15 protein-coding genes are annotated in these 12222 nt (G+C 55.7%); 14 read left to right on the top strand and 1 reads right to left on the bottom strand.

Annotated features, from left to right (window positions below; all coding sequences use genetic code 11):
- From GRX31_RS16330 to GRX31_RS16280, 11 genes are all read left to right on the top strand, one after another.
- The gene (locus GRX31_RS16330) at positions 1–429 is read left to right on the top strand and encodes a hypothetical protein (protein ID WP_160853686.1); all 429 of its coding nucleotides are present in this window, start codon (positions 1–3) and stop codon (positions 427–429) included.
- A gap of 14 nt (positions 430–443) precedes the next feature.
- The gene (locus GRX31_RS16325) at positions 444–2369 is read left to right on the top strand and encodes a hypothetical protein (RefSeq protein ID WP_160853684.1); all 1926 of its coding nucleotides are present in this window, start codon (positions 444–446) and stop codon (positions 2367–2369) included.
- Positions 2370–2783: 414 nt separating this feature from the next.
- Positions 2784–3149 (top strand): hypothetical protein, encoded by a 366-nt coding sequence (locus tag GRX31_RS16320; protein WP_155524735.1) that lies wholly within the window; start codon positions 2784–2786, stop codon positions 3147–3149.
- Positions 3150–3303: 154 nt separating this feature from the next.
- Entirely contained in the window at positions 3304–4503 is a 1200-nt protein-coding gene (locus tag GRX31_RS16315; RefSeq protein ID WP_237426701.1) for a PFL_4669 family integrating conjugative element protein, read from the top strand.
- Positions 4504–4530: 27 nt separating this feature from the next.
- A complete protein-coding gene (locus GRX31_RS16310) occupies positions 4531–5061 on the top strand; it encodes a hypothetical protein (RefSeq protein WP_160853682.1) in 531 nt (176 codons plus the stop codon).
- Positions 5062–5122: 61 nt separating this feature from the next.
- Positions 5123–5545, top strand: coding sequence for a single-stranded DNA-binding protein (locus GRX31_RS16305; protein ID WP_160853680.1), 423 nt, complete (start codon positions 5123–5125; stop codon positions 5543–5545).
- A gap of 41 nt (positions 5546–5586) precedes the next feature.
- Entirely contained in the window at positions 5587–5916 is a 330-nt protein-coding gene (locus tag GRX31_RS16300) for a hypothetical protein (RefSeq protein WP_160853678.1), read from the top strand.
- 122 nt (positions 5917–6038) lie between these two features.
- A complete protein-coding gene (locus tag GRX31_RS16295; protein ID WP_160853676.1) occupies positions 6039–6323 on the top strand; it encodes a hypothetical protein in 285 nt (94 codons plus the stop codon).
- Complete coding sequence (locus tag GRX31_RS16290; RefSeq protein WP_237426700.1) at positions 6323–8347, top strand: DEAD/DEAH box helicase; 2025 nt, start codon at positions 6323–6325, stop codon at positions 8345–8347. The genes GRX31_RS16295 and GRX31_RS16290 overlap by 1 nt, the downstream gene beginning before the upstream one ends.
- 288 nt (positions 8348–8635) lie before the next feature.
- Positions 8636–8914 carry a type II toxin-antitoxin system RelE/ParE family toxin gene (locus tag GRX31_RS16285; RefSeq protein ID WP_160853754.1) on the top strand — a complete coding sequence of 93 codons (279 nt, stop codon included), beginning with the start codon at positions 8636–8638 and terminating at the stop codon, positions 8912–8914.
- A 15-nt stretch (positions 8915–8929) separates the two neighbouring features.
- On the top strand, positions 8930–9217 hold the full coding sequence (locus GRX31_RS16280; protein WP_160853674.1) for a HigA family addiction module antitoxin: 288 nt from the start codon (positions 8930–8932) through the stop codon (positions 9215–9217).
- Between the two features lie 152 nt (positions 9218–9369).
- On the opposite strand, the gene GRX31_RS16275 is transcribed toward GRX31_RS16280, so the two are convergent.
- Complete coding sequence (locus GRX31_RS16275; RefSeq protein ID WP_160853672.1) at positions 9370–9654, bottom strand: H-NS family nucleoid-associated regulatory protein; 285 nt, start codon at positions 9652–9654, stop codon at positions 9370–9372.
- 291 nt (positions 9655–9945) lie between these two features.
- Between GRX31_RS16275 and GRX31_RS16270 the strand changes: the two genes are divergently transcribed.
- The 3 genes from GRX31_RS16270 to GRX31_RS16260 all read left to right on the top strand — a co-directional run bounded on the left by GRX31_RS16270 (position 9946) and on the right by GRX31_RS16260 (position 12069).
- Complete coding sequence (locus GRX31_RS16270) at positions 9946–10404, top strand: hypothetical protein (RefSeq protein ID WP_160853670.1); 459 nt, start codon at positions 9946–9948, stop codon at positions 10402–10404.
- A gap of 90 nt (positions 10405–10494) precedes the next feature.
- Positions 10495–11094, top strand: a complete 600-nt coding sequence (locus tag GRX31_RS16265) for a hypothetical protein (RefSeq protein ID WP_160853668.1) — start codon at positions 10495–10497, stop codon at positions 11092–11094.
- A gap of 210 nt (positions 11095–11304) precedes the next feature.
- Positions 11305–12069, top strand: a complete 765-nt coding sequence (locus GRX31_RS16260; protein ID WP_160853666.1) for a DUF3577 domain-containing protein — start codon at positions 11305–11307, stop codon at positions 12067–12069.
- Positions 12070–12222: the final 153 nt, after the last annotated feature.

Here is a 12222-nt window from a genome sequence, read left to right as displayed (position 1 = left end):
ATGACGGACGAAAACTATCTTCAATCCGCAATGCTTCTTGACCTAGTTGGTCAGGCGCCAATAACTATTAATCGAGCATTTGTTGATTTGACCGGGAATGTTCTCACTGCTCTCTGGCTCTCATATGCAGTTGAGAAGGGGTTGGATAGGGACAATGGACCTTCCTTTGTCCTGGAACTTTCCGCCAGTGATGTGGAAAAAGATACAGGCATAACGCGTCCTCAGCAGCAGACATGCCGTCGCACCCTGGCCGCAATGGGTCTGCTGACCGAAGAGGGCGGCAAGGGTCGCACGCTGAAGTATCGCGTGCATCTCGATCGGCTGATGGAGCAGCTGCAGAAGCAGGCACAGCCCCTTGCTGCCGCCATGGCCAAAGGTGATCTGGGGATTGAGCTTGCAACCGCCGATAGGCCTGCAAGCCAGGACTGAGCAGGAGTCACTCAGTGCGTCTTCAACCACTGCTTGCTGAGCATGCACCTATGGCGGGTGGCAATGACTCCGGTGCAGTCGAAAGCTCCGGGCCTATTGCCCAACAGATCATCCTTCATCTCGAAGATCGCGGCTTCGTACCCTTCCACCCCGCACTATCGGAGCGGTTTGGGCACAAGGCAGCCATCTTTGTTGGCATGGCTTTGTACTGGACACGCCATAGCCTGCGCAACCATCCACAGCGCGGTGGATGGTTTCACATGTCCATCGCCCAATGGCAAACCGCAATCGGTCTGACTAGGACTGAGCAAGCCACTGTGCGAACAGAGTTGATGGGGGCTGGGGTTCTCGAAGAACTGCTGATCGGCCGCCCTAGCGTGCTGAACTACCGCATCAACGTCAAGGCGCTCACCGCGGCCCTGGGTGCCACAAAGCACGGACCATCAAAGCCTAGTCTGGAGGCGGTCGCATCCTGGATGCGAAGCTGTCGGGTCTACTACAAGCCCCTGGCAGATATCGCCAGCAACATCGCTGCCGGCCTCTATCTCTCATACCTTCTTCAATGCCATCGCGATCAGTTGAGGGCTGGCCAGCTGGACAACGGCTGTATCTCTGCCTCTCAACTCGACATCAGCGAATCCCTTGCACTCGGAACGAAGGTGCAGCGAAACGCCAGAGACCGCCTGAAAAAAGCCGGTCTCATCCAGGAGAGCGGCGCTGGCGGCTCGCTTGTCCGGCTCAACTTTGAAGCGCTCCTGCTGTGCTTGCGGGGCCAGGCCATCAAGCCACTGAAGAAATCGGCGCCTAGCGCGGACCTCGGTGTTGGTGCCGCCACAGCCACGCCCAGGGCCAGCGCGGCACAACTCGCCTCCATCGCGCTGCCCGAGCGTCCCGCTGCGTCTGGGCCTGGTCTGGACTTGTCTGGTCTAGGCATCGGGCTGCAGCAACTCACCCTGACTCTGGAAGGCGTCACAGCGACTTGCCCGCCAGCGCCGAAGCGTTCTCGGGATTTGCTCCTCCACTTCCTGGAGGACAGCTTTCCTGCACCTGTCGGAAATCGACAGGTTGGCAAGGTGACCAATGACTCCCAAAAGCCGCTGGATTCTGCCGTAAAACGCAATAGCGACAGTGACTTACGTGATCTTCCGCACCCCCTTGAACGGGCCCAAGCACCACGTCAAAAAAATGCCGTTTCCTGCATCCTTGGGTCTTCGGAATCTGCCGTTTCCTACAACGAACCTCTGCAAAGTTCTGCCCAAACCTGCAGGCTCAATTTGCCGTTTCCTGCAACCTATATACAAGACGATATTTCAATAACTACTACTACATCCAAGGTTGCTCAAGAACTTGAAGGTAGTAGTAGTGGTCTTGAGTTTGCTCCGGAAGAAGGAGAAGTTAGTCTGCAGGCGGAAAAAGCCCAGCTTGTCTTCCCTATCGCACTGTCAGCCTCCCAACGTGAAGCTGTTGAGAGCGTCATACGCGGACTGGCCTTTCCTGACCAGCAAGAACTGCTGGATGAGTTGCACGGGCAAATGGCGCGCGGCAAAGAGATTCGCAGCCCAGCGGGATGGCTGCATGGAATCGTCACGAAGAAGGCCCAAGGGCAACCCGTTGCGCTGGTCTATGCAGCCGAAGTTGCGCAAGCTCGCATGGAAACCATGACACGCGAGAAATTTGATGAGCTTGGGGAGCGACTTGGGCAGCCAGCGGAGCCGAATCAACGGTTTGTGCAAAACATCGAGATGAACGAGGTGTTTTCCAAACTGACGCCGGGCGTGGTTTACGTCATTCGCTCTACGGGTTCGCTCGTGCAGATTGACGTTTCTTCAAACGTTCTGCGTATCAAAAAAGCGGATCAGCGAGCGTGGTTTGTCTGGCTGAACGCTGGCCCTGTGGTTCGTGCCTTGCGAGAGAACGATCTTTTCCCAGCCGAGGAATGATTTGATGAACTCGATTTCAATTCAAGTCAACGATCTAAAGACTGACTCGGTACTTCCTCGGTTTGTCCGCGTAGCCCGATTCGGGCCACCGCGCAAGGCTTGCCGTGTAGCTCGAAGCGAGCCACCGCGTCAGGCTTACCGTGTAGCTCGAAGCGAGCCACCGCGTCAGGCTTACCGTGTAGCTCGAAACGAGCCACAGCGTCAGGCTTACCGCGTAGCTCGAAACGAGCCACCGCCTCAGGTTTGCCGCGTAGCTCGAAACGAGCCACCGCGTCAGGCTTACCGCGTAGCTCGAAACGAGCCACCGCGCATGGCATGACCCGTAATCGAGGAAGCCTTCATGGCTTAGCCGCTGACCTATGTAAAAGCAGTTTTGGTTTGTTCATATTTTAGAAATCGAGAATTGGAATGTTTATGAAAGCAAATACTTTGTTCCTTCAGTTGGTGCAGCGCTTGCATAACTATGTTGACGCTTCTGTTCTTTGGGTTCTTTTGAAAGAAGAGGCAGATATCAAAGAATATGCTATGACTGCCGGCAAGATGGCCGAACAACAACTATGTGGAACTATTTCAATTGCGACTGCTAAACGCTCGATTGAGCGCCTTGCTGGGGCGGGGTATATCTCGGTGCGAACTCATAAAAACACCAAAACGCTTGTAACCGTCAATCGCGAAGCGGTTCTGGATTTGCTTCGAGAGAGCTTGCCTGAAAGACTGCCCGCTTTTAGTAAGAAGGAATTCGATTTTCTAGATGCTTGGAAAGCAGACGAGGCAGCGTAGGCTAATGATGAATGTGGAATTTATTTTTTGGTGCTTATGTTTAGCTGCGCTACTGCTTGTGGAGTTCCTGATCGTAAAGGGACTTATGGCTTATGTGGACTTGCTGCCCTGACCGAGGGGCAATTTTTAGATTAACACGGACTGGGAGAAGAAGATGGCGACAAACCAAGGTAAACAAGAGACAAGGCGTGGCAGTGGCATTGATGCCATAGACCTACAGAGCATTTTGGGCCCCGCAAGAATGAATTTTGAGAAGGAAGCGAGCTCGCCTTTCTCCGATGGATATTCCATTCGTGGTGAAGAATTGGCGTTGGCGGACTACATCGAATCCGGCGCATCTGAGAGCGATCCTCGCTTTGACCGGTATGTCGAACTCCTCGACCGCCGTGAACGCTTGTCTCAAATGAAAGCCGAGCACCGCGAGCGCAGGGGGGCTGATCCGCTGGTGCCTATCTCAGATGCACAAGCCATAGATGATCTGGGAATGCTGATCGATGATGGTGTTGATCAGATGACGATCCATACCATTGAAGCGCTGCGGATGTTCTATGGCCGTGCTCGTGAGCCTGGCTCGAAAGTGGCTCCCATCATCGGTGGCCGGCGAATTGCTGCCTCTCTCCGGAATTTGTGGCTGCTGACGGCCAACAACAATCCATACGCTGACTGGGCGCTGGTTCGGTACGAGCGAGGTCTGCAGGAGGTGCAAGAACACCTGCGCGGGGCCATCCAGCACTGCGAAGAGCGCCTCGATCAACAGCGCAAGTTGGGGCTCAACTACACGGTTGCCGCCTCTTCGAATCCCGTCAATGTGAACCTTGGCTTCAAGAGTCCATATGGCTACGACATCTCGACTCTGATCGTTCAATACGACTACTTCGTCCGCTTGCAAAAAACGCTCAACCGCAAGAGCCTGCAAAGCGATTCGCAAATGCGGGAGTCCCTGAGCATTGCCTCCCGGGCAATCCTAAAAGTGTTCTATGACACGGCGCGCTTTTCACGGTGGTTGTCTCGAAGTGAGATGGCTGATCTCAACCGCGCAGACTGGGTCGGTGCTGACGAGCAAGCACGTAAGCGCATTGAGTTTGCCATGCAAGTTTTCGGGCCTGTACCGGCAGTGATTTACAAGGTCGAAGTTGCACCTTCGCATTCACGCCGTCGTTATTCGCTCTCAGATGCTGAGCGTGCAGTGTTGCAGCAGGTCGGCGCACAGCTGGAGGCCGATGAGCAGTCGGAGCGCCATGACGAGGCTGATGCTGCTATGGGAGCTCCAGCCGAGCCAGCGACCACGATCGTGTTCGATCCCAAGGGCGACTCTGAACGGGCGTCGCGTATTCATGCAGAAGCACACAAATAGTGTGTGTTGAATAACGGGAGTATTGGTATGAAAGGGGATGGTGTGAAAGGGCAGGTGATGAAAGGGCAGTCCCAGCATGCCGGCGATGAACGTATCGTCAATCATGTGGTTTGGGCAAGGCATACCGCAGTGAATCAAGACTGTCAAAATCAGGTTGACGTAAAGGCCCTTACGGGTAGGGGCGGGCTCGCCGCCCTGCGCCAAGGGGTTGCCAGTCTTGATGCGGTGGCTGACAAGATGCGGCTCCTCTCGGAGCAGTCCAAAAACGTCAAGGGTGTGGGCGCCTATCTGGTGGTCCACCAGCGCAGTTCGCGCGGTTCCGTGTTTCTGCGCTGGCGTCAGCGGCTTGGCGCAAACCGGCATCTGAGCTGGGAAGAACTCGAAGAGATTGCTTCAAATCTGCCTGGTGATCTTCGCGCTTGGTGTATTCGCGCATCCAGGGAGGCCCAGCTACTCAACGAAGAACACCTTCAACTGCGCGCAAAGATCAAGATTGCGCGCAGGGTTTTGGAGGTCTCTGAGCCCCATCTTTACCCTCGTTCCAGTTTTTCTTCTTAATCGAGTTGCCTGGCAGTGGTGCAACCGGGCAATTCGCCAACACGCACCATGGGAGTTATACATGCAGAATATTTTTATCGGTAAGGGAAACCTGGCCCAGTCGCCAGAACTGCGCGTTATTGCCGGAACTAATGGCGATTTTGAAGTTGCAAATATGCGCATCATGTTTGGCCGCTATGCGCGCAACAAAACTACTGGGGACATCGAGCAAGTTGGGGGTTTCTGGCGGGAAGTGGAAATCTATGGGCAGAAAGCCCGGGATGCTGCGCGCCTACTGCGCAAGGGAAGTCGCGTACTGGTCTTCGGAGAAGAGCGGGACTTCATGGCCAAGGATGGGGCAACTGGCGCTGAGGTGCAGGTCATCAAGGTCGTCGCTGAAGACATTGCCCTTCAACTGTCCCGTGTGAAGAGCATCGAATTCGAGACGGCTCGACGGCAAGCACCAGAGCCCGAAGGTGAGCAAGAAATGGCGCCCGCCGCTTGAGCGGCCTTTTAAGGACTGTGGAGCAACTGAAGGAGAAAGCCTTGAAAAGTACGAGTCAACCAGCAAGCTGCGATGAGATATGCGTCCTGGACGATGGCCGTTTCTACGTCGTAGTCGTCAAGAGTGTGGGTCAGCGTGAAGAAGACGCTTCTGCTTTTCTGCTGATGCGCGAGGCTAGGGGTGGAAAAGATCCATGCGTCGGCAGCGCGATACTTGAGCTCGATGGCGCTTGGAATACTCGAATCACCGTCACATACGATGAAGTTTCCGATTCGGATTCGGTTCACGTTGGCGATTTTGATAGCCGTGTTGAGGCCATTGTTTTGATGTGGCGCCGCCGTCACGAATCAAGCTATTTTCCTGCACAATAAAAAATAACTCCTAGTGACGCATTTGCGACCGCCAGCCAATATATAAGCTGTCACAGGAGTAGGTGGTGAATTTAAATTGTTGCAGCGACTTCAATGGGAGACCGTTGGTTCAAGATGGTCGTTTGGTCGAATCGAATTGGGATGATCTTTGCAATGCCATATTTGAGAGAAACATTATTGAGTATGGCGCATCGTTCGATCAATTTATCCTGATGGCATGCGAAGAGTTTGATGCCGCGATAGCCCTTCTCCCTGTTGCAGTACATAATCAAGCAATAAAAATAGCCAAAAACTGGGGTTATGAATCGTCTGATATTAGGCTTCTGAGAATAGATGAATTGAAGGGGCGGGGGCTGTACCCCATTGAAAAGCGTACCGCTATTGACCAGGTGGAGTGGGTGGCCTGATGGTTGATCGTGCGAGCAAACCTGTGCATATCGGCCCAGTCACCATTACTCCCCCGGACCTGCTTTTGCAGGCTGCCTTTGACGGCCTCAGGTTTGGCTTGCAGCTCACGCACGTGCCAGGCCTGAAACGGCCCTTGGCTGCCTACGATGCCTGGTGGTGTGCATCACGGCGCATGTGGATGCTGGATGTCAATGATCCTGCGCGCGTCGAGCAGATCCTGCAGCACGCCTTCGCCGGTCAGTTCGTGGACCTGGAGCGCATTGACGTGACGCTCCGGGCCGCCGCGGCAGCGCCCCAGCAGGACTACATCACGCAGTTGCTCGACGTGCAGGTGTTCCCGCTTGCGAAGGGTGATCTCAGCCGAGGCAGGTACGCCGTCAGCTTCACATACGACCCGCTGTGCGTACGCGCCATGCGCGCCCTGGGTGGCTACTTTCACAAGCATGCCTCTGCCTGGCAGGTCAGGGCCACACCGCAGGAGATCCAAGCGCGCCTGAAATCAATTGCTGGGGTGGCGCCAGAGTTCGTGTTTGTGCACGAGCAGCCTGTTGTCATTGAGGAACTGGCAAGCACTGGCAATCAAGGCTCTCCCATCAGCGTTCCGTCTGCGCCGCCGCCCTCTGGAGGTGGACCTGGCTCAGGCGAGGAGGAGGGCAGTGGCTTCCTCTCGACGGAACGTGGCCATGTCGCGGATCTGCCGTATGACGCTGTGGCCCTGGCCAGCATGGTCGCGTGCGGCACGCTGCGCGACTACCAGGCCGAGGGCGTGGCCCACATGTTGCGCCAGTCGGGTGCATGCATGGGCGACGACATGGGCCTGGGCAAGAGCCGCCAGACCGTGGTTGCCTCGCGCATGGCCGCCGGCACCGGCCGGGTGCTGATCGTGTGCCCTGCATCGCTGCGATTGAACTGGGAGCGCGAGATTCGCATGATCTACCCGGACGCCCGCATCGGCATGGTGGGCGAGGATCGTATGGCCACGCTGCAGGGCTGCGACTGGGTGATCGGCAACTATGAGCGCATGGGCGGACTGGTGCGCGAAGTAGGGCTGGATTTTGCTGTGATGGCTGTTGACGAGGCCCACTACCTCAAGGAATACCAAAGCGGGCGCACGCGCAACGTCTTCCTGCTCGCTGCTCGCATCGAGCGCTGCTATGTGGTCACGGGCACGCCGCTGCTCAACCGGGAAGTCGAGATGCACACGCTGCTGCGCATCACTGGCCACGAGCTGGGCCACTTGACGTTGGCGGACTTCCGAAAGCGCTTCGCCGGTGCGCCAGAGAAGCGCGCGGCCCTGGCCGAGGCCATCAAGGGCTGGATGATCCGCCGCAGCAAGTCGGTGCTCAAAGACCTGGGCAGCAAGGAGCGGCAGATGCGCTACCTGTCGCCGGCCGAGGGCTTGGATGCCTACAAAGAGATCTATGGGGACATGAGCCTGCAGGCAATGCCCAAGATCGTGCGGCTGCGCAAGGCCCTGGAGACTCTCAAGATCCCATTCCTGGTCGAAACTGCAGAGGCACTGGGCGAGGACGACAAACTCATCATCTTCTGCGAGTACATGAGCACCGTGGAGGCGCTGAAACAGGCCCTAGACGCGATGGGCATGCGCAGCGTCAGCCTGGTAGGCGCAGACAGCGCAAAGCGCCGCCAGGCCGCTGTGGATGGCTTCCAGACCGATGCGGGGATCAAGGTGTTCATAGGCACCACCATGGCGGCCGGCGTGGGCATTACGCTGACGGCCGCGAACATCGTGGCCTTCGCGTCTATGCCCTGGACGCCAGCCCTGATGCGCCAGGCGGAAGATAGGGCGTATCGCCTGGGACAGAAGAGGGATGTCCTGGTGCTGGTGCCAGTGATTCCCGGGACCATCGACGAAGGAGTTCTCGCTCTGCAGGAGAACAAGCGCACGACCGAGGAGGAGGTCATTGAGGCTGCCAAGACAGCGCTTCCCACAGCACAGCGGCCACTGCTTGTGATGGTGCCACCTGAAGTAGTTGAGGAGCAGGCAGCGATGTTGGTGTGAGGTCATGCTGCAAGGTCCATTTGTTCATGAAGATCGGCCAGCGCGGATGGCCCACTGCACCGCCCTGCTGCTTACCGCAGCTGCAGGCGCTACAGCCGTCCTCGCCGCGTCTGCGGTGCTTTGCCTCGCCATGGTCTAGCCGGCTTTCCGAGGCTTGCTGGAGGGCCGGCGGCGGTCATGCAGCTGGCCAAGCCTCGGTACCGGGCGCGCCGCCTGCGGCGCCAGGGATTGCAGAAATTATCTCGAATCTCTTGTAGTATGATGCGCTACACACTACAATACATGGCAATGATCAAGAGCTTTCGACACAAGGGCATACAACGCTTTTTTGAGACTGGCAGCAAGGCAGGCATCCAAACAGCCCATGCAACCCGGTTACGCCTTCAGTTGGCTGCTCTGGACCAAGCAGTGAGGCCTGAAGACCTCTCAGCCCCAGCATGGGCGTTGCACCCGCTCAAGGGCGATTTGAAGGGTCTCTGGGCCATCACCGTTAATGGAAACTGGCGGCTAGTATTTGCATTTGACGGGACGGATGCCGTACTCGTAGATTACCGGGACTACCACTAAGATTGAGGTAATAAAATGACACGTATGCACAACCCGCCCCATCCTGGCGAAGTCCTGCGGGAGTATTTGGGTGAAATTTCTGTGACTGAAGCCGCATTGCAGCTGGGCGTCAATCGGGTCACGCTCTCTCGCGTGGTGACGGGATCCTCTGGTATATCTCCGGACATGGCCTATAGGCTGGGCGATGCATTTGGCACCAGTGCGGAGCTATGGGCAGGGATGCAGATGCAATACGACCTCTACCAAGCCGGAAAGCTGAAGCGCCCGAAAATCCATCGGATGGGACTAAATTCGCATAAGTAATGCAAAGGCATTTGCTTTCAGGCGCGGCGGTCGTCACCTTGCGTTGAACATCGCTGTTTGTACCGTAGTGCCGATTCTTTCACTGGCTTGCTGCAGCCTTCGTCTAAAGCATCTGAACGTTTAATCAAAAAGGCTACCGAGGTAGCCTTTCTTCATGCGATAGCAAACTGCGTGCGATCCTTGTCCTTGATCCAGTCTGGCGGCTTGCCCCGTCCTGTCCAAGTCTTGCCGGTGGAGGGATCTCGATATTTTGGCGCGCTGACACTCGCTTTGGAAGTGCGCTTTGATGTGAAGATGTCTTCTGCAGTGAGACCGTAGTCCGCCACAAGGCTACGAACCTTCGCAACCACCTCACTGACTTCCTGTTTGCGAGCGGCTTGAATCTGGGCTTCCAGTGCTTCACGCTGGGCGAGAAGTTCTTTGTATGAGTTGCTCACGGTGTTAGCCTTCAAAGTTAATAAAGTCCAAATGATAACTAATTTTCAGATGGGGTGTTGATATTAAATTCATTGTGGGTACTACGTATTGATGACACCTTTGTCTTGAGCTTTCGCTGTTAGTTGAGAGTTGATACAATTGGCTCGTGATCGCTCTCTGAGCACCACGTAGCGTCTGAGCCCTTGTGAGACGCGCACCTGCAGTTGCAGGCAGGGCACACCTCTTCACCTTCCCACCGGGACCAACGAGTCCCAGCTGGGGGTCGTTGTCCTTCACTTGAAAGCAACGACATGTCCTCCTCCACGCGTAAACCCCAACAAGCCACATCCGCTTTTGTCAGCGCCTCCCAGTGGGACGCCAAGCATCTGTCAGATATGGTTTCACGGGTTCAAGATCCCCTGGTCGCTGATATTTTGATTGGCCTGCTCGAAGAGCATCCCGATCTGAAGATGCAGTACCTGGGTGTCTACACCAAGGCCTGGGAAACGCTGCGTCGAGCAGAGCAGATCCGGGAAAGAGCTTACGAAGCAGGTCAGAAGTACGCAGAGCGGCGCCGCAAGGTAGCCAAGTGCGTGACCTGGTCAGTGCGACTCTTGCGTGATTTCTACCGCCTTGTGCGACAAGAAATCCAAAAAGCTCGTGCTGAAACAACTGTGAAACAAGCTGAAAAAACTGCACCTTTTAAGCCGAAAGGCGATAACGTGATCTGCCTTCCAATGGCTCATCGGCCTACTGGAACCGACCGCTAAGCCTTTTGGCTTCAAACGAATCCCATCATCGAGCATGCGCTTGGTGATGGGATTTTTACTGTGTACTTTCCTTTGAACTTGGGGAATAAAATGATCAAAGCTGAAGAATTGGCCAAGGGGCTGATAACCAAGAACAGTAGCGCGACGAAGATGCAGGCAACTACCATCATGCGTTTGGTTGGCGGACTGCGAAATTTTCACAACGGCGAGCTTGTGTTAGATGCTGACGAATCCAAGGCTGTTTTTGAGGCAATCGCTGTATTGGAAAATGGCGCTCAAGTTCTGAGAAAAACTGCGAAGCTCCGGCTGGAAGATGAGCAGCGTAAAGCTAAGCGCCGTGCAGAGGTGGAGAAAGCTGTGGCGGATAGTTTCTTTGCTAAGCTTAATACCGTTGGCGAGCACATCGCACTTTTGAGTTTAACAACCCCTTATAAGATCGCTTGGTACAGTGACGACAGACTGGGCTTCTTATATCTTTATAGTGATTGCCATAAAGAATGCCTGGAATATATGGCTGATAGCATTGTTCACCGAGATGAGCCAATAGCCGAGCAACTGGATAGAGCGTGGAGCAACTTTCAGGAAAAGCTCTCATCTCTTAAACAGAAGCATGCAGCATTGATCTTGCGGATCACGGACTTGCTGGAACAGGACAAGGCTCGGCGGCAGGAAACCGTCAACCGCGTTTGACTTAATGAAAATGTTCTGTTAGCCTTCTTTTCGTGAATCGCCGCAAGGCCCACAGTGACTGAGCTCTTTCTAGTCACAGCATGGTCTCCCAAGGACCATGTAGAGCATTTTTCGCAACCCGGATGGGGACCAGCTGCCCCATCCAGACCTCGCGGTCCGGTGCATGCATCTGCGCTCCCTTTCCACATTCTGGAAACTTTGGAGATCACCATGCAAGCATCGAACGCACAACGCGAGTATTTCAACCTGCACACCAGCGGTGTCGGCTATCTGAGCCGTGTCCGCTGGGTTACGCCGCAAGGCCGTGGCCGCAAGTCTGAGCCTTTCCTCGCATGCGCCATCAGTGCGTTGCGTGGGAGCTCTGATTCTTCCGACACGACCTACTTCGACCTCCGTGTAAGCGGGGAAGAAGCCATCGGCTTGATCGATAGTATGAAGCAAAGTGTTGACGAACGTCGCAAGGTCACTGTGACCTTCCGCATCGCAGACACCTATCCTCATGTCTACGAGCGCGATGTGCGCGACCAGCAAACCGGACGCCCTACAGGGCAGAAGGAAATGGCCGCGCTCATCAAAGGACGCCTGATTCTCATCTATTCGATTTCGGTCGATGGGGAGTCGGTGTACAAGCGCAACGCTGATTCTGATGCTGCTGCACCTGCAGGTGAGAATGCTCCTCGTGAGCATGCACCACAGGGCGAAGGCTTCTACCAGGACGAATCCTGGCCTGAAGACCAGCAACAGCAGGAGCAGCCACGTCAAGCTCCGCAGCATGTGTCGCAGCAAGAGGTCCGTCAGGGCGCTCAGCAGCAACGTCCTGTGGATGCACAACGGGCGGGCGCCGCCTCGCAAGGCTACGCTCAGCCGCGTCAAGCAGCCGCACCGGCTGCTCGTGGCCATGGTCCGTCGGCATATGCTCGTCGACCTGCACCGCATAGCGGAACTGGTTACAGAGAGCCTGCTGGTCAGCGATAAGCTGAGTCAGTCAAAAGCCCCCGCACTGAAATGCAGTGAGGGGGCTTTTTAACGATGACACTAATGCCGCATCTCTCTGGGCTACGCCGAAGCCAGCCACCGCAGGTCTATCAATAACTTAGGCGACTTCATCATATGCCGGGCCTCTCTGAA

Source organism: Delftia sp. CH05, from assembly GCF_009827015.1.
Classification (GTDB): domain Bacteria; phylum Pseudomonadota; class Gammaproteobacteria; order Burkholderiales; family Burkholderiaceae_C; genus Comamonas; species Comamonas tsuruhatensis.
This window is presented reverse-complemented; position numbering and strand designations above follow the sequence as displayed.

Excerpts from the sequence above, each read along its gene's own strand:
- GRX31_RS16330 (WP_160853686.1), top strand. The coding sequence starts at position 1 with ATGACGGACGAAAACTATCTTCAATCCGCAATGCTTCTTGACCTAGTT.
- GRX31_RS16320 (WP_155524735.1), top strand. The coding sequence starts at position 2,784 with ATGAAAGCAAATACTTTGTTCCTTCAGTTGGTGCAGCGCTTGCATAAC.
- GRX31_RS16315 (WP_237426701.1), top strand. The coding sequence starts at position 3,304 with ATGGCGACAAACCAAGGTAAACAAGAGACAAGGCGTGGCAGTGGCATT.
- GRX31_RS16310 (WP_160853682.1), top strand. The coding sequence starts at position 4,531 with ATGAAAGGGGATGGTGTGAAAGGGCAGGTGATGAAAGGGCAGTCCCAG.
- GRX31_RS16305 (WP_160853680.1), top strand. The coding sequence starts at position 5,123 with ATGCAGAATATTTTTATCGGTAAGGGAAACCTGGCCCAGTCGCCAGAA.
- GRX31_RS16290 (WP_237426700.1), top strand. The coding sequence starts at position 6,323 with ATGGTTGATCGTGCGAGCAAACCTGTGCATATCGGCCCAGTCACCATT.
- GRX31_RS16285 (WP_160853754.1), top strand. The coding sequence starts at position 8,636 with ATGATCAAGAGCTTTCGACACAAGGGCATACAACGCTTTTTTGAGACT.
- GRX31_RS16280 (WP_160853674.1), top strand. The coding sequence starts at position 8,930 with ATGACACGTATGCACAACCCGCCCCATCCTGGCGAAGTCCTGCGGGAG.
- GRX31_RS16270 (WP_160853670.1), top strand. The coding sequence starts at position 9,946 with ATGTCCTCCTCCACGCGTAAACCCCAACAAGCCACATCCGCTTTTGTC.
- GRX31_RS16265 (WP_160853668.1), top strand. The coding sequence starts at position 10,495 with ATGATCAAAGCTGAAGAATTGGCCAAGGGGCTGATAACCAAGAACAGT.
- GRX31_RS16260 (WP_160853666.1), top strand. The coding sequence starts at position 11,305 with ATGCAAGCATCGAACGCACAACGCGAGTATTTCAACCTGCACACCAGC.